Source organism: Stenotrophomonas oahuensis (genome assembly GCF_031834595.1).
In the GTDB taxonomy this organism is placed as follows: domain Bacteria; phylum Pseudomonadota; class Gammaproteobacteria; order Xanthomonadales; family Xanthomonadaceae; genus Stenotrophomonas; species Stenotrophomonas oahuensis.
On record NZ_CP115541.1, the window covers coordinates 3,692,559 to 3,712,767 of the forward strand.

Here is a 20,209-nt window from a genome sequence, read left to right on the forward strand (position 1 = left end):
GCGGGCGTCTCAATCATTGGCCACCCACCCCTTGACCACCTGGGCCACGCGCTTGGAATCCGTCTTTACCGCTTCACGCGCCATGCGCAGTCGTTCCTCGTAGCTGTCCACCGGCAAGGCCAGCGGCTCGTTGCCGGACAGGTTGACCCGGTCGCCGGCCAGCAGCGGCAGGCCTTCGCCATCGTCTACCAGCTGCACGTCGGCGCTGTGCGGTTCCTGCGACAGTTCCTTGACCGGCTTGGCTGGACCGGTGATCGAGCGCAGCGCCGGGCGCAGCACGCCGAACAGCAGGGCCAGCACCACGATCGCCCCCAGCAGCAGGCGCAGGCCGTCCTGCACCTGCGGCAGTTCCCACCACTTCGGCGCTTCCACCGGGGTGGTCTCGCGAACGAACGGGGCGTTCATCACACTGACCGTGTCGCCGCGCTCGGCATTGAAGCCGACGGCTTGTTTCACCAGCGCTTCGACGCGGGTGAGTTCAGCCGCCGACAGCGGCTGTTCCACGGTCTTGCCGTTGGCACCGGGGCGCGGCACGTTGTCCAGCAGCACCGCCACCGACACGCGCTTGATCCGGCCAGCCGGCTGGCGGGTGTGCTGCAGGGTGCGGTCCAGCTCGTAGTTGCGGGTGGCGTTGCGCGAGGTTTCCGTCGGCGTCTGCGCGGTCGGCGGGGCGGCGGCCGCGCCCGGCGGGGTGTTGCTGGCGGCACCGGGGACGCCCTGCGGGCCGGCTTCGGTGCTGGTGTTTTCGCTGGTCTGCTCGCTGCGCAGCTTCTGCGGCTCGCCGTTGTACAGCTCACGCGCTTCTTCGGTGACCGAGAAGTCCATGTCCACGCTGACTTCCGGATTGACCCGGCCGGGGCCGGTCATCGGTTCCAGCAGTTCGCGGATACGCTGGTTGAACGAGGTTTCCTGGCGGCGCACCTGCTCGAACTGGGCGGCATTCACCGCCGCTTCGCTGTTCGGGTCGGACACGCTGAGCATGCGGCCGCTCTGGTCGACCACGGTCACGCGCTCGGCGGCGAGATCGGGAATGCTGGCGGCGACCATGTGCACGATCGCGTCGATCTGGCCGCGTTCCAGCTGCTGGCCGCCGCGCAGTTCCAGCACCACCGAGGCGCTGGCCACGTCACGCTGGCGGGTGAAAGCGCTGGGCTTGGGAATGGCCAGGTGCACGCGCGAATCGCGCACCGGGCGCAGGGTGTTGATGGTGCGCGACAGCTCGGTTTCCAGCGAGTGCTGGTAACGGGCGTTCTCCATGAACTGGCTGACGCCGAAGCCCGGGTCACGCTCCATCAGTTCGAAGCCGAGGCGGCCACTGTCAGTGAGGCCCGAGCCAGCCAGTTTCAGGCGGGCATCGTGCAGGTTCTTTTCCGGTACGGTGATGCCACCAGTGGCCGGATCGAGCTCGAACGGAATCTGCGCCGCGCGCAGCAGGTCGGTGGCTTCGGCCGTGGCCTTCTGGTCCAGCCCGGTGTACAGCGGCACCATGCCGGGCTTCTGCGACCAGAAGAACACGAACAGGCCTGCCGCCACAGCCACGGCGATCATCGCCATCAGGCCGAGCCGACGGGTGATCTGCAGGCTTTGCAGCCGGTCAAACCACTGGCCCGCCTTTTCGGCGTTCAGGGATTCCTTGGTGAGCGTCAGGGCCATGCGGGTCTATCCTTACAGCGGCATGTTCATCACGTCCTGGTAAGCCTGGACGAGACGGTTGCGGACTTCCACGGTGGCGCGGAAGGCGATCTGGGACTGCTGCGAGGCGACCATGACCTTGGCCAGGTCGGCACCGGGTTCGCCCAGTTCAAACGCGCGCGCCAGCGCGCCGGATTTCTGCTGGGCCTCGTTGACACCGGCCAGTGCACCCTTGAGGGTGTCGGTGAAGCTGGGAGCCTGTACGTCCTGGGTGCCGGCCAGCCCCTGCAGCGCATTGGTCTGCGGGGTTTCGGCCAGCGGGTTGACCGCGGTGGTCCCCATCTGGGTTTGATAGGTGCGGATCTGGGACAGGATCGAAGTGACGGAATGTGACATCTGGAGCGTTCCGAAAACAGGGATGGGGGAGTACACCCGGATACCTTGCAAGGCCCGTGCCGAAATCGCTGAGTGGTTCAGATTTGTGGTGATGTGAAGATGTGTGAGGCAGCGTACCGGGGCCAAGTCAGCGAGTTGGCGCGAAAATTGTGACGTAGTTCCGCTGCGACGCCCGGTCGCAGCCGGCGCGCCGGAACCCCGGCGTCGAAAATCTGGCGGTCACATACGTCGACGCCCGGGACGGGCCCGGGCGTCGAGGTTCCCCAACGGCGTGGATTACCAGGTGAAGCCGAGGCCACCAGCGTAGGTGCGCTCATTGCCGGCGCTGGACACGCCGAGCGAGCCGGCGACGCGTTCGGAGAAGCGACGCCGGTAACCGACCGCGATGGCCTGTTCGCCGTCGGTTGAGCCGACGCCCAAGCCCAGCCAGTTTTCACCAACATCGGGCATGCCCAGGCTGTGGGCTACGGCTGCCGCCATAGCGCCTTGGCGGCTGATGCGGCGATCAACTTTGCGAAGCTGCTCGTCAATGGCATCAAGGCGCGCATCGACGCCGGCGAATCGATCATCGACGCCGGCGAAGCGGTCATTCATCTCGGCGCGAAGTTGGTCCAGGTCAGCAGCCGCAACGCCACCACCACCGCCGCCGCCGAGCAGGGCGATCTGCTGGTCGGTGTAGCTGTTGGCCTGCTGCAGGGCACCGTCGGTATAGGTGTTGGCCTGCTGCAGGGTGGTCGCGGCGGTGTCATTGAGCTGGCTGACGTTGACGCCGTCGGTGTCGGCGGTGCCCGCGGCGACGTTGGTGACCCGGCGCTCGGCACCGGCGGCACCGACGGACACGGTGTTGTCCTGGTCGGCGACCGAGTTGGCACCGATGGCCACTGCGTTGGTGGCAGTGACGGACGTGTTGTAGCCCAGCGCCGTGCTGGCGTCACCGCTGGCGTTGGCGCTTCGGCCAAAAGCGCTGGCGAACTCGCCAGCCGAATTTGAGAGGACGCCAACTGCACTGGAGTTGACACCACTGGCCGTCGCCTGCGTGCCAAACGCAGCGCTGGTGCCGCCTGAGGCAACTGCGCCGTCGCCACAGGCATAATCACTGCCGCCGCTAGCGGTAGGCGCAACCCCACCGGTCTGGTCACACACAGACTGCGCCAATACTGGTGCGGCGCAGAACGCCAGGCCGAGGGCCAGGGTGAGACGAGTGGGGGAGAGGAAGGCGGCAAGCGGACGCACGCCGCGCGCAGAACGGGTATCCCTGGAACGTGCCATGGTCGAGGTCTCCGTCAGCAGCGCGCCCCGGCCTGTGTTGGGAGGCCGGTGTGGCTGCAAGAATCCCCCGATTCCCCGCAGACCGGACAGCAGCGGTAACGCCCCTGCCGGCATGCAGCTGTGGGCGACCGTAGTCGCCCTTGCGTCATGGTGCTGTGAAATCTGCGATTGGTATATGTGCGGTGTGTCGCAGATCAGCCGGCCAGTTCGGTCTGGTCGCGTTCGATGCCGTACTTGCGCAGCTTTTCCACCAAGGTGGTGCGGCGCAGGCCGAGAAGCTGGGCGGCGTGGGCGACCACGCCCTGGGTGCGTTCCAGTGCTTCGTTGATCAACGTCAGCTCGATGTTGGCCATGTGGTTGCGCAGATCCAGGCCGTCGTCGGGCAGGGCGGGTGTGCGTGCAGCGGCCGGATCCTGGGCGGACGGCGCGGTGCCGGTGCCGGTGCCCGGGGTATGGAACGAGAAACTGCGCAGGTCCAGGCGTTCGTCACTGCCGGCTGCCGGTGCCGGCGCAGCCACCGGTGCTGCGGGATTGAAATCGCCGCGGTAACGCGCCGGCAGGTCCTGCACCCGCACCGTGCCACCGGGATGCAGCACGGCCAGGCGCTCGACCAGGTTGGTCAGTTCGCGCACATTGCCCGGCCACTCGTAGGCGGCCAGCGCCTGCAGGGCTTCCGGGCTGAAACGCACTTCACCACGCCCGGTGCGCGCCAGCTGTGCGGCGATGGTGCCGACCAGGGCAGGAAGGTCTTCGGTGCGGTCGCGCAGCGAGGGCACTTCAATCGGGAACACGTTGAGGCGGTAGAACAGATCCTCGCGGAACTTGCCTTCGGCAATGCGCGATTCCAGATCACGGTGGGTTGCCGCGACCACGCGCACGTTGCAGCGGATGGTCTGGTTGCCGCCCACGCGTTCGAAGCTGCGCTCCTGCAGCACACGCAGCAGTTTCACCTGCATCGGCAGGCTCATGTCGCCGATTTCGTCGAGCAGCAGGGTGCCGCCCTCGGCCATCTCAAAGCGGCCTTTGCGCGCACTCAGCGCGCCGGTGAAGGCCCCTTTTTCGTGACCAAACAGTTCACTTTCCAGCAGATCTGCCGGAATCGCGCCACAGTTGATTGCCACGAACGGGCCGTCGCGTCGCGGCGAGCGTTGATGGATGGAGCGCGACACCACTTCCTTGCCGGTGCCCGATTCGCCGAGGACCAGCACCGTCGTGTCGAATGCCGCCACCTGCTCGATCATCTGACGCAGTTCGGTCACTGCCGCACCGTCACCGGTGGGGCCGTTGTCCTGTGCGGCACCGGCCTGGTGTTCGGCGTCCAGCCGCTTCAGGCTGGCGCGGCGGAGCAGGGCTTCCATCTGCGCGTGGCGCAGCGGCGCCTCCAGTGGCCAGACATTGGCTTCGTGCAGGCCGTGACGCTGCGCGAAAGCGGCGGTATCACCGTCGATCAGCATCACCGGCGGCGGCAGCGTGCCGTGGCCGGCCCATGCAAACAGCGCGTCGGTGGCAGGGCTCTGCTCGAGACTGCCGATGATGACGGCCATCCAGTCATTGCTGCGCTGGCGGCTGCTGTCGAAATCGCCGGCATCGACCACCCAGCGCGGATTGAAATCCATGAACTCCAGAAGGGCGACGGTGCGCTCGGCGCGCACGGCGTCGTTGTCCAGTACCAGGATGCGCGACTCGCTCATGCCGGTACTCCCTTCAGCCCCTCCAGTATCGGCATGACCTCCTGGATGTAGGACAGCTTGCTGACGAAGTTGTCCGCACCGGCGCGCAGGGCATGCTCGCGGTGCTCGGCGTCATCGAAGTGGCTGGCAATGACGATGTAGGGTGCATCGTCCTGGGTTTTGATCAGACGCGTGGCCTGCAGCCCGCCCATTTCGGGCATGGCCAGGTCCATCAGCACCACCTGCGGGCGCAGTGACTCTGAACTGGCAATCGCTTCCAGGCCATTTCCGGCGCTGCCCACGATCTCCAGCCAGTCGACCTTGCGGAAGTGGCGCATCGCGGCGTTGATGAAGCCCTCATGGTCGTCGACCAGCAGGACGGTGAGCTTGTTCATGGCGTGTACTTCCTTCAGCCCACCCGGGCCAATAGCGGGGACCGGGCGCCGGCCCGGCGGCGCTCGCGGGCCGGGGCAATGTCCAGTTGTTCGCGGTATTTTGCAACGGTACGGCGGGCAATGTTCACTCCCTGACGTGACAGAAGTCCCGCAATCGCTTCATCAGCCAGCGGGCGGCCTGCCGGTTCAGCATCGATCAGGCGGCGCACCATGGCTTTGACCGCCTGTCCGGAGACGCTGGCCCCTTCCAGGCGCACCGCGAAGAAGTGCTTCAGTTCCAGGGTGCCACGCGGGGTCTGCAGGTACTTTCCGGTGGTGATGCGCGAAACCGTGGATTCGTGCATGCCGATGGCGTCGGCCACTTCCTTCAGGGTCAGCGGGGCCATGGCCTCTTCACCGCGGGTGAGGAAGCCGGCCTGGCGCTCGATGATCACCGCGGTGGTGCGCAGCAGGGTGTCGTAGCGCATCGACAGACCGCGGGTCAGCCAGCGCGCTTCCTGCAGCATGTCACGCAGCGGCTGGGCGGCATCGCCGGCGTCGGCCAGCGCCTGTTCATAGCCCGGGTTGACGCTGAGGCGGCGGCTGGTGGCCGGGTTCAAGGCCACGCGCCACTGGCCGTCGGCATGCCAGGCGATGACATCGGGGATGACGGCACCGTTGCTGTCCGGCAGCAGGCTTTCGCCTGGGCGTGGCTGCAGCGAGAGAATCAGGCGCACCGCCTCATGGATGTCGGCGACCTCCGCGTCGAGCTGACGGGCCAGTGCGTCGTAGTCGTGACCGGCCAGCAGGGCCAGGCCGTGATCCAACACGCGCTGGGCCAGGTGACGGGCCGGGACGCGGCCATGCAGCGCCTGCAGCTGCGCCGACAGGCATTCGTGCAGGTCGCGCGCGGCCAGACCGGCCGGGTCGCCGTGCAGGATCTGCTGGCGTACGGCTTCCACCGCGGCCGTATCCATGTCGCTGCGGGCGCTGGCGAGCAGTTGCAGCTGTTCCAGCGGCGCAGTCAGGTAGCCGGCGTCGTCGCAGTGTTCCAGCCAGAAGCCGGCGACGTCGAGCTGGCGGGCGTCCAGATCCAGCGACAGGCGCTGCAGGGCGCGCAGCTGCGGATCGCTGGATTCGTCAGCGGCAATGCGCTGCATGCGGTCGTCGTCACCGTCGTTCCAGCTGGCCCCGGCCACGTCCCACAGGCCGCTTTCGGGCAGCTCGTCGAACGCGGCGACCTCGACCTGGGTGGTGTCGACTGTGGTGGGGGCGGCGTCCTGCTCAGGCGCTTCTTCCAGCTCCAGCAGCGGGTTGGTCTCCAGCGCACGGCGGATTTCCAGCTCCAGCTGCAGGCCATCGAGCTGCAGCAGTCGGATCGACTGCAGCAATTGCGGCGTGAGGTGAAGTTGCTGACCCAGCTGGGTCGACAGTGTCGGCTTCATGCGTGTTCCCCGTCGCACCGCGTCCCCGGTGCGTTCTGGAACACATCTTGCTTGTACCGCGTCAGGGGGGAAATCAGGGGGTTCCTGAGTGTGGTCGTTCAATTCCTGACGGGGTGTAGGGGTATTCCTTACATGAACGCGGCAATTTGACGCTGGTGGCGTCCAAGTGACTGATTCCGGGTGCGCGTGAAGAGGGTGAATCGTTCGGAATTCCGACGGTGAACGGTCGTGGCGGGCGTGTGCGTCGGGGAATTGTCGCCAAGCAGCGGGGCGAGCCCCGCTCTACCGCTATTCGAGTTCGTGCTGGTGGCGGGCGGCCAGCAGCAGCAGGTCGTTGGCGCGGCGGCAGCCCAGCGACTCCATCATGCGCGCGCGGTGCGTCTCGACGGTCTTCACGCTGATGCCGAGATCGGCGGCGATTTCCTTGTTGCTTTCACCTTTGCCGATCTGGCGCAGGATTTCGCGCTGGCGCGGGGACAGCGCGGCAATACCGACCGGCTTCTCCCGGCCCAGCATGGGCGCGAGCATCTTGGCCGAGATCTGCGGGCTGAGGAACACCTGGCCGGCATGGGCAGCGCGCAATGCCAGTTCCAGTTCCTGCGGGGCGGCGTCTTTGACAACGAAGCCGACTGCGCCGCGATCCAGCGCGTCGCGCACGTGTACGGCATCGTCATGCATGGTCATCATCACCACCCGGGTGCCGGGCGCGCGCATCAGGATGTCGCTCAACGCTTCCAGCCCGGTGCGGCCGGGCAGGGACAGGTCCATCAGGATCACATCGGGCGAGTGCTGCAGGGCCAGCTGCAAGGCCTGCTCGGCGTTGCTGGCCTCGGCCACCACGGCCACATCGGCGAAGGTCTGCAGCAGCCGGCCAAGGCCAGCCCGGACCAGAGTGTGATCGTCGACGATGAGAACGCGCACAGGAATGTGTGTGAGGAAAGGTGAGGACAAGTCCTTCACATTACCCGGTCGCGGCCGGCTCGCCAAGCGTACGTAATGTCAATAAGGACGTTTCTGTCAGGATTCCCGACCGCGACGGCTCTCTGCGATCTGGCGGCGGTGCAGTCGGAACAGGTGCCGTTCCAGTGCCATCTCCAGGGCGTCGCTGACTGGCTCAAAGCGCAGCCACAGGTAGTAGGCCCCGCTGCCGGTGGCGGCCTCGGCCAGGACCGAGACCGGTAGATCGATATGGTCGGGCAGCCAGTCGCAGGGCTGCAGGCGGATCACGCCCAGGTTGCCCGGGACAGCCGAGCTGCGATTGCCCAGTTCCAGACGGATGCCCCGTCGCGACCAGCGCAGCGGACGCAGTGGCAGGTCCTGGGCTCCCTGGCGGACCAGCCGGCCCAGCAGCACCATCACCAGGTCCAGCTTGGCTTCCAGCCGCAGCAGATGCTGGCTGGATTCGCCGCGTTCGTCGTGGCCATCGTCGCTGCGGCTGTCTTCGACCAGGGCGACGCTGCGCAGCAGGGTTTCGGCACTGCCCGGGCGGATGACCGCGCTGCCCAGACGGAACTCAGCGGGCAGGGCGACGTCGCAGCTCAGGGTTTCGTCGAACAGCGCGCTTTCGGCGGGATGCAGGACTTCGCTGGCGCGGGGGTCGTTCATGCCAGTGATTCTGCGCGCAGGTATGCGAGCGAGGCGCGAACGGCGCGTCGGCCGGCGGTGATGTGTTCGCCTGCCTCGTCGCGGCGGGCGGCCATGCGGATGCTCAGCTGCTGCTGGCGGGCGATCAGCCCGTGCAGGGCACCGGCGTCGATCTGCCCCTGGTCGCCGTCGAGCCAGGCGCGAACCTGGCCGTCGTAGCGGTCCATCAGGCGCTGGGTGAGGTCGTGGTCCTCACCTTCGACGGCGGCGGACAGCTCGTCCAGCGCTGCATGCAGCAGCTGCACGTCATCGATGGCGAGCGCGGCGTTCATCAGGCACCCACCGCAGCGGGCTGGCGCTGGTCATGCGGGATGGCGTTCCAGGCAGCGTCGATCTCGCTCAACAGCTGCAGCGACTCCTGCAGGGCTGTGGCATCGTTGTGCAGGTTGGCATGGGTCAGGCGCTGCATGACGTAGTCGTACAGGGCCGACAGATTGCCGGCGATGTCGCCGCCCGCCTCATGGTCAAGCGAGCCGTTGAGGTGGCCGACGATGGCGCAGGCCTCGCCGATGGCCTTGCCTTTGCGCGCCTGGTCGTTACGCGCCAGGCAGGCCTCGGCCAGACGGACGCGCTCGCAGGCCCCGGCCAGCAGCAGCGCAACCAGCTTGTGCGGGTCGGCGTCGGTGACGGCGGTGGCAACGCCCACCTTGCGGTACTGCTCTGCGTACTGACGGCTGGAACCGTACATTCGAAACTTCTCCTCTCTTACCGGAACCCGCATTGGCTGCGGTTCCTGGTGGTGCCGGGCGCTGCCCGGTCAGCCCCATCGCGCGGTAATGGCGGTGGGTGTTGCCCTCAATATCGGCGCTGATGGGTGCAAACTTGAGGAACGGTGTGAGAAACGGTGATCAGCTGCTGGTCTTCTTCGCCAGGGCCTGGGTGAGGCTGTCGCTGGTGGTCTGCATCTGGGTCACCAGCGTTTCCATGGCGGTGAACTGCTTGGTATAGCGGTCGGAGACCTTCTCCATGCGTGCATCAAGCGCGTCCAGGCGGCTCTCCAGGTCCTTGATCTGCTTGTCCAGTGAGTTCTTGCGCTGGGTAAGGGTGCCGGTTTCCTTGTCCAGGTTGCTCTTGATCAGGCTGTCCATGGACTTGCCGATGCTGCCCTCGGCCCCGAACAGCTTGGAGACGGCGTCCGGGTTCTTGCCGATCGCGGTTTCCATCTTGGCGCTGTCGAGCGTCAGGGTGCCGTCGGCGGCCATCGTGACGCCCATGTCCTTGAGCGCGTTGATGTTGGTGCTGAACTGGCTGCGCAGCTGCTGCTGCAGGCCGCGGACCATGGCATCGCCGGTCAGGGCGGAGGCGGTATTGGTACTGGTGTTGTAGGCGCTGGACGACTTCAGCGCGCTGTTCATGGCGTTGTAAGCGGCCACGAAGGCGGCCATGTCGGTCTTCAGCGACGTGTTGTCACGGGCTATGGTGAGGGTCTGGGTCTTGCCCGCCTCGGTACCGGCCTTGGTCAGGGTGAGGTTCACCCCGGGCACGATGTCGCTGATGGTGTTGGAGCTGGAGGTGCGGGTGAAGCCGTCGACGATGACAACGGCATCCTTGGGCTCCACGGTCTGGGTCATGCCCGAGCCGGCGGTGCCGTCATAGGTAAGATCGGCCAGTCCGCCGTTGCCGCCGCTGGTGCTGACGGTGATGGCACCGGCCAGGCCGGTATCGGTAGCACTGAGCACCAGGTGCTGGCCGTCGTCGGCGGTGATGACGCTGGCGGTGACGCCCTTGCCGCCGGCGGCCTTGTTGATGGCGGCGGCGATGTCGGACAGCTTGCTGTCCTCCTTGATGGTGACATCAAGGGTGGTCTCGCCGTACTTGAGGGTCAGGGTGCCGTCGCCGACCACGGTGTCCTTGGCGAAGCCCTTGGAGCTGAGCTTCTGGCCCTGCGCCAGCGATTTGACTTCCACCTGGTGGGTACCGGCAGCGGCGCTGGCGGCACCGTCAGAGGTGTCGATGCTGGCGCTGAAGTTGGAATCGGTGACGGTGGTGGCCTTGAATGCCGGCTTGTCGGCATTCTTCATCAGGCTGGTCAGGGTGGTCTGCAGGTTGGTCATGCCACTGGTGAGCGTGGCGATCGCCGACAATTTGGCGCTGGCAGCGGTGCCGGCGGCATTGATCTGGTTTTCCTGCGGCTCGCGCTCCTTGGCGACCAGCTGGGCCACCAGGGTGGGGATGTCGAGGCCGGTACCGATGGTTCCAATCGCCATGTCTGCAGTCCTGTATTCGTAACGGTGGGCACGCAACCGCCTGCTGTGCCTGCAGGGGGTATCGGCCCGAAACGGGAAGTCTTGAACCAGGCGGCTGTGGGCTGCCTGGTGATGCCGTGCTTGATGCAAGCCTTGTGCCATGGCTTGGTCGGCATTCGACGGTTTACGGGTCGCCGGGCGGTGCCCGGCTGCTGTTGGATTCGGGCGAGCAGCCGGTCGTCACGTGAATCCGTGTTTGGGCGTACCGGGGTGGGTTTGCGGGACCGTCAAAAACATCCATGTTTTTGACGGTCCCGCAAACCCACCCCGGCACGCCCCAGACAGAGGGTCGGTAGCCATGGGAAATGCCAGATCAACGGCGATCTCGATACGGGGTCATGCGTTACCGAATGTTGGCCGTTTCACGGCGATCGTCTGTCGACCGATCCCACCGAAGCTGCGAATGGGTTTTGATCTTCGATGGCCACCGCCGCACTGTCGTGGCGGCTCGGGGTGGGCTGGAGGGGGCATGAGCCGCATGGATGCGGCGACTGAGCCTACAGGGACGTACTTGCGGCGTCCCCCGGAACGCCCATTCCGAGCCGCCAAACCAGGGATACGAGGACCACCGGCTGTTCGCCCAAATCCAGCAGCAGCCGGGCGACGCCGGGCGACACGTAGATCGTCGAATGCCAACCAGCGACGAGCAACAAAAAACCCGGCCGAAGCCGGGTTTTTCGCATTACGCGTGAAGCAACAACTTACTGCAGCAGGCTCATCACGCTGGACGGCGACTGGTTGGCCTGGGCCAGCATCGCGGTACCGGCCTGCTGCAGGATCTGCGTGCGGGTCAGTTCGGCGGTTTCCTTGGCGTAGTCGGTGTCGCGGATACGGCTGCGCGAGGCCGACAGGTTTTCCGAGGTGGTGTTCAGGTTGGCAATCGTCGAGGTGAAACGGTTCTGGATCGCACCCATGTCGGCGCGCGAGCTGTTCACTGCGGTCAGGGCCTTGTCGACGATCGACAGCGCCTGCTGTGCACCGGCCACCGAGGAGATGTCGAGGTCGCTGGCGAAGTTGTTGGTCAGCGCGGCACCCTGGGCAGCGGTGGTGGCGGTGTAGGCACCCGGGGCGGTGACGCCGCCGGTATAGGTGCCCGCGGTCAGGCCGATGGCGTTGAAGGTACCTTCCGCATCAACGCTGTTCTGCACCGAGGTCATGTTGATCTTGCCCGCGGTGGTACCGTCGACCGAAGCGTACACGCCGGTCTGGTCCATCTTTTCGTTGATGGCAGCAGCAACAGCCGCGGCGGTCGCCTTCTGCGTGGCGGCTGCGTCGACGCCCGCCTTCACGTTGATCTCGCCCAGCGTGTACGACTTGCCGTCAGCACCGGTGATCGCCATGCCCGTGATCTTGACGTCGGCGTTGTTCGCGTCCGTCTCGGCACCGATGGTGAAGCTGTTGCTGTCGAACTTGGCACCGCCCAGCGCATTCGCGCTGGCGTTGACGATGCTGTTGATGCCGATGGTCTGGCCCGAATCAGCGCCGACCTGGAACAGCGCACCACCGAACGAACCGTCCAGCAGCTTGGTGCCGTTGAAGTTGGTCTGGCGGCTGACGCGGTCGATTTCCGAGACCAGCTGCTTCACTTCCGCGTTCAGTGCGTCACGGTCGCTGTCGGAGTTGGTGGCGTTGGCGGACTGCACCGACAGCTCACGGATACGCTGCAGGTTGTTGCCGATTTCGACCATCGCGCCTTCGGCGGTCTGGGCCAGCGAGATGCCATCGTTGGCGTTGCGCACGGCAACGTCCAGGCCGCGGATCTGGGTGCTGAAACGCTCGGAGATCGCCAGACCGGCGGCGTCGTCCTTGGCGCTGTTGATGCGCAGACCCGACGACAGACGCTGGATCGTCGTGGCCAGGCTGGAGCCGCTGGTCGACAGATTGCGCTGCGCGTTGAGCGACATCACATTGGTGTTGATGACTTGTGCCATTTTCATGCTCCTGGTGGCGAAGATGTTGTCGCCGGGGTGTGGAGGTGTTTCCTCTTGCAGAGGGGCCACGCAAGGTATTCATTTCGTGGCTGATATAGATAACGACGCAGTGTCAACAACCTTTAGTTTGCTGCATGAGGAAATGTCGTGTAGTTCACGTTTTTGGTGCGAAAAAAAACCCGGCCGGAGCCGGGTTTTTGCTTTGCATATGAAGCAGGAGCTTACTGCAGCAGGCTCATCACGCTGGACGGCGACTGGTTGGCCTGGGCCAGCATCGCGGTACCGGCCTGCTGCAGGATCTGCGTGCGGGTCAGTTCGGCGGTTTCCTTGGCATAGTCGGTGTCGCGGATACGGCTGCGCGACGCCGACAGGTTTTCCGAGGTGGTGTTGAGGTTGGCGATGGTCGAGGTGAAGCGGTTCTGGATCGCACCCATGTCGGCGCGCGAACTGTTCACCGAGGTCAGCGCCTTGTCGACGATCGACAGAGCCTGCTGCGCACCAGCCACCGAGGAGATGTCCAGGTCGCTGGCAAACTTGCTGGCCAGAGCGGCACCCGCAGCGGCAGTGGTCGGGGTGGCCGGGGTCGGTGCGGTGATGCCAGTCCAGGTGCCTGCAGTGACGGTGATGGCGTTGAACGTGCCGGTGTCACTGACGTTGTTCTGTACCGAGGTCAGGTCAAGACGACCGGTGGTGGTGCTGACGGTCGCGTAGACACCCGACTGGTCCATCTTCTCGTTGATGGCGGACGCCACTGCGGCGACGGTCGCCTTCTGGGTGGCGGCGGCGTCAACGCCGGCCTTCACGGTGATGTCCGACAGGGTGTAGGCAGTGCCGTCGGCACCCTTGACGGTCATGCCCTTGATGGTGACGTCGCCGTTGGTGCCCGGTGCGGCGATGTCCAGCGTGCTGGTGTCGAACTTGACGCCACCCAGTGCGTTGGCGCTGGAGTTGACGATGTTGTCGATGCCGATGGTCTGGCCCGAGTTGGCACCGACCTGGAACAGGGCACCCTGGAACGAACCGTCCAGCAGCTTGGTGCCGTTGAAGTTGGTCTGGCGGCTGACGCGGTCGATTTCCGAAACCAGCTGCTTCACTTCCGAGTTCAGCGCTTCACGGTCGCTGTCGGAGTTGGTGGCATTGGCCGACTGCACCGACAGCTCACGGATACGCTGCAGGTTGTTGCCGATTTCGACCATCGCGCCTTCGGCGGTCTGGGCCAGCGAGATACCGTCGTTGGCGTTGCGCACGGCAACGTCGAGGCCGCGGATCTGGGTGCTGAAACGCTCGGAGATCGCCAGGCCGGCGGCGTCGTCCTTGGCGCTGTTGATGCGCAGACCCGACGACAGACGCTGGATCGTCGTGGCCAGGCTGGAGCCGCTGGTCGACAGATTGCGCTGGGCGTTCAACGACATCACATTGGTGTTGATGACTTGTGCCATTTTCGTGCTCCTGGTGGCGAGGGTGAGGTCGCCGGGTGATGGAGATGTGGCTCCTTGCGGAGGTGCCACGAAAGGTGTTCATGTCGCGGCTGAGATCAATAACGACAAATTGTCAATAACCTTTAGCTGATTTTTATCGGAACGCTTGCAGCCAACAAAAAACCCGGCCGGAGCCGGGTTTTTGGGGTTGCACCTGGAGCGGCGGCTTATCCCTGCAGCAGGCTCATCACGCTGGACGGCGACTGGTTGGCCTGGGCCAGCATCGCGGTACCGGCCTGCTGCAGGATCTGCGTGCGGGTCAGTTCAGCGGTTTCCTTGGCGTAGTCGGTGTCACGGATACGGCTGCGTGAGGCCGACAGGTTTTCCGAGGTGGTGCCGAGGTTGGCGATGGTCGAGGTGAAGCGGTTCTGGATCGCACCCATGTCGGCACGCGAGCTGTTCACCGCGGTCAGTGCCTTGTCGACGATGGACAGGGCCTGCTGGGCACCGGTGAAGCTGGAGATGTCCAGGTTGCTGGCGTACTGTGCGGTCAGGCCGGTGGCGTCGGCAGTCGGGGTCGGTGCGGTCGGGGCGGTGGCACCGGTCCAGGTGCCCATGGTCACTTCGATGGCATTGAAGCTGCCATCGGCGGCGACGTTGCTCTGCACCGAGGTCAGGTCCAGCTTGCCGGCGGTGGCGGCATCAACCGAGGCATAGACGCCGGTCTGGTCCATCTTGGCGTTGATGGCGGCGGCGATGGCAGCAGTGGTGGCCTTGCGGGTGGCAGCGATGTCGACGCCAGCCTTCACTTCAATTTTGTCCAGCTTGTACGAGGTACCGTCGGCACCCTGGATTTCCATGCCTTCGATGGTGACGTCACCATTGGCGGCGGGAGCGGCGACCGTGAAGGTGTTGCTGTCAAACTTGGCACCGCCCAGTGAGCCGGCGCTGGCGTCTACGATGGCGTTGATGCCGATGGTCTGGCCCGAGTCGGCACCGACCTGGAACAGGGCACCCTGGAACGAACCGTCCAGCAGCTTGGTGCCGTTGAAGTTGGTCTGGCGGCTGACACGGTCGATTTCCGAGACCAGCTGCTTCACTTCGGCGTTCAGTGCCTCACGATCGCTGTCGGAGTTGGTGGCGTTGGCCGACTGCACCGACAGCTCACGGATACGCTGCAGGTTGTTGCCGATTTCGACCATCGCGCCTTCGGCGGTCTGGGCCAGCGAGATGCCGTCGTTGGCGTTGCGGACGGCGACGTCCAGGCCGCGGATCTGGGTGCTGAAACGCTCGGAGATGGCCAGGCCGGCGGCATCGTCCTTGGCGCTGTTGATACGCAGGCCGGAGGACAGGCGCTGAATCGTGGTGGCCAGGCTGGAGCCGCTGGTCGACAGGTTGCGCTGTGCGTTCAGCGACATCACATTGGTGTTGATGACTTGTGCCATTGCCGTTCTCCTGATGCGTATCTGGTGTTGCTTGGATGGGGTGCCCCGGGGGAGGCAGTAGGGCGATGTGCCCTGGTTGAAAACAATAACGACACGTTTCCGGGAACCTTTAGGGTTCGATTTCCGAAATTTCCGCGGGTGTCAAGTAGAGCCGGGCAAGGCCCGGCGACCCGTAGATCGTCGAATGCCAACCAACGACGAACAAAAAAAAACCCGGCCGGAGCCGGGTTTTTCGCGTTACACGGTGAAGGTACAACTTACTGCAGCAGGCTCATCACGCTGGACGGCGACTGGTTGGCCTGGGCCAGCATCGCGGTACCGGCCTGCTGCAGGATCTGCGTGCGGGTCAGTTCGGCGGTTTCCTTGGCGTAGTCGGTGTCGCGGATACGGCTGCGCGAGGCCGACAGGTTTTCCGAGGTGGTGTTCAGGTTGGCAATCGTCGAGGTGAAACGGTTCTGGATCGCACCCATGTCGGCGCGCGAGCTGTTCACCGCGGTCAGGGCGTCGTCGACGATCGACAGGGCCTTCTGAGCACCGGCGACCGAGGAGATGTCCACGCCACTGACGGTGTCGCGGGCCGTAGCATCGGCGTCGGCGATGCCGGCCAGGGCAATGGTCAGGCCGGTGGCGTCGGTGGTGGCGGCGGTGAACTCGAAGTCCTTGCCCGACTTCAGCGAGGTCAGTTCCAGCTTGCCGTCCTTATCCAGCGAGGCGTAGACGCCGGTCTGGTCCATCTTGTCGTTGATGGCGTTGACCAGCTTCTTGCTGACGTCGGCACCCTTGTCACCAATGGCCACGTCGATGTCGGCAATGGCCACGCCATTGATTTCCATGTCGGTCACGGTGCCGGCGGCGGTGGCAGCACCACCCATTGCGGCGGCCGTCGACGTCTGCTTGGCCGCGTACAGGCCGTTGCCCAGCTCCGAGGTGCTGGAATTGACGATGCTGTTGATGCCGATGGTCTGGCCCGAGTCTGCACCGATCTGGAACAGCGCGCCGCCGAAGGAACCGTCCAGCAGCTTGGTGCCGTTGAAGTTGGTCTGGCGGCTGACGCGGTCGATTTCCGAAACCAGCTGCTTCACTTCCGAGTTCAGCGCTTCACGGTCGCTGTCGGAGTTGGTGGCATTGGCCGACTGCACCGACAGCTCACGGATACGCTGCAGGTTGTTGCCGATTTCGACCATCGCGCCTTCGGCGGTCTGGGCCAGCGAGATACCGTCGTTGGCGTTGCGCACGGCAACGTCCAGGCCGCGGATCTGGGTGCTGAAGCGTTCGGAGATCGCCAGGCCGGCGGCGTCGTCCTTGGCGCTGTTGATGCGCAGGCCCGAAGACAGGCGCTGGATCGTCGTGGCCAGGCTGGAGCCGCTGGTGGAGAGATTTCGCTGCGCATTCAGCGACATCACGTTGGTATTGATTACTTGTGCCATGTATCTGTTTCCTGTGGGCAATGTCCGGCCGCGGCGTGCACCCGGAACGATGCAGTGGCTGCGTCAGGCGTCGACGCAGTGCTTGCAGGAGGGATAACGGCGTGGTGTGAGATTGCTTGAGGAAAAAAACGCCAAGAACATCAGCCCGGGCAGGGTGATGGTCGGCGTAAGCCTTGTGGCACAAGGCTTTCGGCGTGGTGACGCGCGATGCGCGTCACTCTGTCGCGATCAGCGGATGGCGTTGAAAAGACTCATCTGCTGCATCTGGGTGAAGATGGTCTGCGCGGCCTGCAGTGAGATCTGCTCCAGTTGGTACTGGCCGATTGCTTCCGCGTAATCCAGGTCGCGCATCGCCGACAACGTGGTCTTGAGTGTGACGCTGTTCGCATCTCTGAGCGCGCCGGCATCATCAATCGCCTTCAGCTGCGCACCACCGGCCGCGCGCGCGTCGATGAACTTCTCCGACGCACGGGCCACGTCACGGAGCGCCCCCTGCAGCACGTTCTGCTGGTGGGCGACGGCGGTTGGATCATCGGCGGCGGTGTCCAGCGCGGAGATCAGCCCATCGAGCGTGGCAAAGATGTCGCGCGAACTGGCTGCACCCACGCCGAAGCTGTCGCCCGCGGCGGGCTCACCTTCAATCCGCATGGAAACCCCCTGGAACGTGATGTCTTCGCCGGACTTGAAAGCACCGGTCTGAACCACGGTATTGGTGGCATCCACCACTTCGTAGGTATCGGCCGCAGTGAAACGCACGGTGTAGCTCTGGCCATTCCAGCTGCCCGAGGCAGCATGCTGGCCGAAGGTGGTCAGCACGCCGGTACCGGTATTGCCGGCGGCCGCACTGCCGTCCAGGCGGCCATCGCCGGTGGGAATGCGCAGGAATATCTCGCTACCGGGCAGCACATCCTTGACGAAGGTGTCCGGAGCCACCTCGATCTGGCGCTGGGTCTGGTCACCGCTGTAGGTGACCACGCCGTTGCTCAGCTTGAAGGGGGCTTCGGAGTCGTTGGTGCCGCCAAACAGGTAGCGGCCCGTGCCATCGGTGCTGTTGGCCAGCGCCAGCAGGCCTTCCTGGACGCTCTTCAGCTCCGAGGCGATGGCCTTGAGGTCGGAGGAGGACAGGGCAGGGTTGTTGGCCTGGATGGTCAGTTCGGTGATGTGGGCCATCATGTCGCCGGCCTGGGCCAGCGCGTTTTCCTGCAGGCCCAGGCGGTTCTGCACCACGTCGCCGTTGCGCTCGAAGCGTTCCAGTTCGGCCACGGCGCGGTCAAGCCCGACGGCGGTGCCGGCGGCGACCGGGTCGTCTTTGGCGCTCACCAGCTTCTTGCCGGTGGCGAGCTGCTGTTCGAGGTGGTTCATCTTGCTCTGTTTGGCCATCATCAGGTTGATGGACTGGTTGAACATCATCCCGGTGGAGATTCGGTTGTTCATCGCGATACGGCCCCCAGGATGGTCTGGAACATGGTGTCAGCAGTGGAAATGAGCTGTGAAGCGGCCTGGTAGGCCTGCTGCAGGCGGAGCATGTCGGCGGCTTCCTCGTCCAGATTCACCCCGGAAATGGAATCACGCGCGGCCTGTGCTTGGTCGGTGATGACCTGCTGGGCCTGCAGCGAATAGTCAGCGGCGCGTGCGGCAGAGCCGACCAGGGTGGTCAGTCCCCCCAGCGCGCCGTTGAGGGTGACGGTGCCGTCATTGAAGGCCTTGGCGTCCTCCACCTTGGCCAGCAGCAGCGCGTTGCTGTTGTCGCTGGAGCCGGCGGGGGTCGGCGTGATGTTGAAGCTGTCGCCGGTCTTGGGCGCACCGTCGAGTACGAAGCTCCAGCCGTTGGCACTGATGGTGCCGCCAGCGGTGTAGGTGAACGGCCCGGTGCCATCGATGGTGTACTCGGTAGCACTGGTGAAGACGATTGCAGCGGGGTTACGCAGATTGGCGTTGGCATAATCGGTCACCGCCACGCCGCTGACCTTGCCGGTACCGGTGTTGGTCAGGCCGGCAGCGGCCTTGACCGGGGCGGCGGCGGCAATGCGCGAGGTGTCGGTGATCGCCACCGACAGACTGCCGGCGACGCCGGCGGTCGGCTGCAGCAGGAAGCGGTCATTGTTGGCCGGGGTGCCGGACATCACCAGCTCCACGCCATTGATGACCAGTGGGTCGGCGGCGGTGCCGGTGCCGGTCATCGGAATGGCCGCGCCGGTGTCGGCGCGGGTCGCCTGCCAGGTGGTGCCGTTGAACTGCAGCATCACGTTCTGGCCGTCCAGCTTGGAAAGGTCGCCGTAGGCGGTGCTGAAGCTGGCGCTGCCGGTGTTGCCGGTATTGCCTGTGATGCGCGGACTGCCGAAGTTGAAGAAATCCGCACCCATCTGGCCGTAGAGATCCACGCCGTTGTGGTGGATCTCGTTGAAACTGCTGGCCAGGCCCACTGCCAGACGACCGAGTTCGGCCTGGGTCGGCGTGAGCACCGTTTCGCGGAACTCCAGCAGGCCGCCAATCTGGCCGCCGAGGTTCTTCGGGTCCAGGGTGATCTTCTGGCCCTGGGTCTCCAGCGCCAGCTGCAGGCGCTCGGGCTGGTACGGATCGGTGACGGTGGTGACCTTGGTCGCACTGGTGCCCACCACCAGGGCCTGGCCACCGGCGGTGTAGACATTCATGAAACCGCCGTCCTGCATCACCGCAGTGCCGCCGGTGTAGCCGATCAGGTTGGCGATCAGCTGGTCGCGGCGGTCCAGCAGGTCAGGCGCGGCGTTGTTGGCGTTGCTGCCGATGGCACCGTTTATCTGGGCGATCTCGGCGGCGAGGCGATTGACCTCGGAGGCACCGGCGATGAGACCGTTGTTGACCTCTTCGTTGAGGCTGTTGAGGTTCTCGTTGAGCTGCTTGAAGCGCTGCACCAGGTTACCAGCCGAGTCCAACATGTTCTGCCGGTCGGCGGTGCCGGAGGCGTTGGACGACAGTCCGCTGACCGTGTCGAAGAAGCTCGACCACACCCCGGACACGTTGGTCGCGGTGTCCGAGAACAGGCTGTCGACGCGGTCGGCGAGGGTGGAGAGCTGCTTCAACCGCGCCAGCTCGCCGCTGCCGTCGAGCAGGCGCGAGATCGCCAGCTGGTCGGCCACGCGGCGGATGTCGCTGATGCGGGTCCCGTTGCCGACGTCGCCATAGCCCAGGTTCTGCGGGGTGGCGGTGGCGAAGTCAACTTTCTGCCGGCTGTAGCCGGGCGTGTTGATGTTGGCGACGTTGTGGCTGGTGGTGGCCAGGGCGCGCTGGAAGGCGAGCAGGGCACTGGTGCCGGTGGAAAGTACAGACATGGGT

At 65.2% G+C, this 20,209-nt stretch carries 17 protein-coding genes; all 17 read right to left on the bottom strand.

Translation table 11 applies throughout. The annotated features are described in order from the left end of the window. Positions 1 to 9 precede the first annotated feature (9 nt). A complete protein-coding gene (gene fliF, locus PDM29_RS16525) occupies positions 10 to 1,653 on the bottom strand; it encodes a flagellar basal-body MS-ring/collar protein FliF (RefSeq protein WP_311191146.1) in 1,644 nt (547 codons plus the stop codon). Between the two features lie 12 nt (positions 1,654 to 1,665). Continuing rightward, a complete protein-coding gene (gene fliE / locus PDM29_RS16530) occupies positions 1,666 to 2,028 on the bottom strand; it encodes a flagellar hook-basal body complex protein FliE (RefSeq protein WP_311191147.1) in 363 nt (120 codons plus the stop codon). 276 nt (positions 2,029 to 2,304) lie between these two features. Continuing rightward, positions 2,305 to 3,297 carry a YadA-like family protein gene (locus PDM29_RS16535; protein ID WP_311191148.1) on the bottom strand — a complete coding sequence of 331 codons (993 nt, stop codon included), beginning with the start codon at positions 3,295 to 3,297 and terminating at the stop codon, positions 2,305 to 2,307. Positions 3,298 to 3,491: 194 nt separating this feature from the next. After that, on the bottom strand, positions 3,492 to 4,988 hold the full coding sequence (locus PDM29_RS16540; protein ID WP_311191149.1) for a sigma-54 dependent transcriptional regulator: 1,497 nt from the start codon (positions 4,986 to 4,988) through the stop codon (positions 3,492 to 3,494). After that, a complete protein-coding gene (locus PDM29_RS16545) occupies positions 4,985 to 5,362 on the bottom strand; it encodes a response regulator (protein WP_311191150.1) in 378 nt (125 codons plus the stop codon). Before PDM29_RS16545 ends, PDM29_RS16540 begins: the two co-directional genes overlap by 4 nt. Positions 5,363 to 5,376: 14 nt before the next feature. Further along, on the bottom strand, positions 5,377 to 6,786 hold the full coding sequence (gene rpoN / locus PDM29_RS16550) for an RNA polymerase factor sigma-54 (RefSeq protein WP_311191151.1): 1,410 nt from the start codon (positions 6,784 to 6,786) through the stop codon (positions 5,377 to 5,379). A 288-nt stretch (positions 6,787 to 7,074) separates the two neighbouring features. After that, on the bottom strand, positions 7,075 to 7,707 hold the full coding sequence (locus PDM29_RS16555) for a response regulator (protein ID WP_311193813.1): 633 nt from the start codon (positions 7,705 to 7,707) through the stop codon (positions 7,075 to 7,077). A gap of 96 nt (positions 7,708 to 7,803) precedes the next feature. Beyond that, positions 7,804 to 8,391, bottom strand: a complete 588-nt coding sequence (locus tag PDM29_RS16560) for a PilZ domain-containing protein (protein WP_311191152.1) — start codon at positions 8,389 to 8,391, stop codon at positions 7,804 to 7,806. Continuing rightward, positions 8,388 to 8,702, bottom strand: coding sequence for a hypothetical protein (locus PDM29_RS16565; protein ID WP_311191153.1), 315 nt, complete (start codon positions 8,700 to 8,702; stop codon positions 8,388 to 8,390). Before PDM29_RS16565 ends, PDM29_RS16560 begins: the two co-directional genes overlap by 4 nt. Next, a complete protein-coding gene (gene fliS / locus PDM29_RS16570; RefSeq protein WP_311191154.1) occupies positions 8,702 to 9,118 on the bottom strand; it encodes a flagellar export chaperone FliS in 417 nt (138 codons plus the stop codon). Before fliS ends, PDM29_RS16565 begins: the two co-directional genes overlap by 1 nt. A gap of 160 nt (positions 9,119 to 9,278) precedes the next feature. Next, complete coding sequence (fliD, locus tag PDM29_RS16575) at positions 9,279 to 10,637, bottom strand: flagellar filament capping protein FliD (RefSeq protein ID WP_311191155.1); 1,359 nt, start codon at positions 10,635 to 10,637, stop codon at positions 9,279 to 9,281. A 740-nt stretch (positions 10,638 to 11,377) separates the two neighbouring features. Beyond that, positions 11,378 to 12,607 (bottom strand): flagellin, encoded by a 1,230-nt coding sequence (locus PDM29_RS16580; protein WP_311191156.1) that lies wholly within the window; start codon positions 12,605 to 12,607, stop codon positions 11,378 to 11,380. Positions 12,608 to 12,828: 221 nt separating this feature from the next. Next, entirely contained in the window at positions 12,829 to 14,046 is a 1,218-nt protein-coding gene (locus PDM29_RS16585; protein ID WP_311191157.1) for a flagellin, read from the bottom strand. A gap of 206 nt (positions 14,047 to 14,252) precedes the next feature. Beyond that, positions 14,253 to 15,470: a flagellin gene (locus PDM29_RS16590; protein ID WP_311191158.1), complete on the bottom strand. Its 1,218-nt coding sequence runs from the start codon at positions 15,468 to 15,470 to the stop codon at positions 14,253 to 14,255. A gap of 257 nt (positions 15,471 to 15,727) precedes the next feature. Further along, entirely contained in the window at positions 15,728 to 16,897 is a 1,170-nt protein-coding gene (locus tag PDM29_RS16595; protein WP_311191159.1) for a flagellin, read from the bottom strand. 228 nt (positions 16,898 to 17,125) lie between these two features. Beyond that, a complete protein-coding gene (gene flgL, locus PDM29_RS16600) occupies positions 17,126 to 18,331 on the bottom strand; it encodes a flagellar hook-associated protein FlgL (RefSeq protein WP_311191160.1) in 1,206 nt (401 codons plus the stop codon). Continuing rightward, positions 18,328 to 20,205 carry a flagellar hook-associated protein FlgK gene (gene flgK, locus PDM29_RS16605; protein ID WP_311191161.1) on the bottom strand — a complete coding sequence of 626 codons (1,878 nt, stop codon included), beginning with the start codon at positions 20,203 to 20,205 and terminating at the stop codon, positions 18,328 to 18,330. Before flgK ends, flgL begins: the two co-directional genes overlap by 4 nt. Positions 20,206 to 20,209: the final 4 nt, after the last annotated feature.

Coding starts and splice junctions, on each gene's coding strand:
- fliF (WP_311191146.1), bottom strand. CDS start 1,653: ATGGCCCTGACGCTCACCAAGGAATCCCTGAACGCCGAAAAGGCGGGC.
- fliE (WP_311191147.1), bottom strand. CDS start 2,028: ATGTCACATTCCGTCACTTCGATCCTGTCCCAGATCCGCACCTATCAA.
- PDM29_RS16535 (WP_311191148.1), bottom strand. CDS start 3,297: ATGGCACGTTCCAGGGATACCCGTTCTGCGCGCGGCGTGCGTCCGCTT.
- PDM29_RS16540 (WP_311191149.1), bottom strand. CDS start 4,988: ATGAGCGAGTCGCGCATCCTGGTACTGGACAACGACGCCGTGCGCGCC.
- PDM29_RS16545 (WP_311191150.1), bottom strand. CDS start 5,362: ATGAACAAGCTCACCGTCCTGCTGGTCGACGACCATGAGGGCTTCATC.
- rpoN (WP_311191151.1), bottom strand. CDS start 6,786: ATGAAGCCGACACTGTCGACCCAGCTGGGTCAGCAACTTCACCTCACG.
- PDM29_RS16560 (WP_311191152.1), bottom strand. CDS start 8,391: ATGAACGACCCCCGCGCCAGCGAAGTCCTGCATCCCGCCGAAAGCGCG.
- PDM29_RS16565 (WP_311191153.1), bottom strand. CDS start 8,702: ATGAACGCCGCGCTCGCCATCGATGACGTGCAGCTGCTGCATGCAGCG.
- fliS (WP_311191154.1), bottom strand. CDS start 9,118: ATGTACGGTTCCAGCCGTCAGTACGCAGAGCAGTACCGCAAGGTGGGC.
- fliD (WP_311191155.1), bottom strand. CDS start 10,637: ATGGCGATTGGAACCATCGGTACCGGCCTCGACATCCCCACCCTGGTG.
- PDM29_RS16580 (WP_311191156.1), bottom strand. CDS start 12,607: ATGGCACAAGTCATCAACACCAATGTGATGTCGCTCAACGCGCAGCGC.
- PDM29_RS16585 (WP_311191157.1), bottom strand. CDS start 14,046: ATGGCACAAGTCATCAACACCAATGTGATGTCGTTGAACGCCCAGCGC.
- PDM29_RS16590 (WP_311191158.1), bottom strand. CDS start 15,470: ATGGCACAAGTCATCAACACCAATGTGATGTCGCTGAACGCACAGCGC.
- PDM29_RS16595 (WP_311191159.1), bottom strand. CDS start 16,897: ATGGCACAAGTAATCAATACCAACGTGATGTCGCTGAATGCGCAGCGA.
- flgL (WP_311191160.1), bottom strand. CDS start 18,331: ATGAACAACCGAATCTCCACCGGGATGATGTTCAACCAGTCCATCAAC.
- flgK (WP_311191161.1), bottom strand. CDS start 20,205: ATGTCTGTACTTTCCACCGGCACCAGTGCCCTGCTCGCCTTCCAGCGC.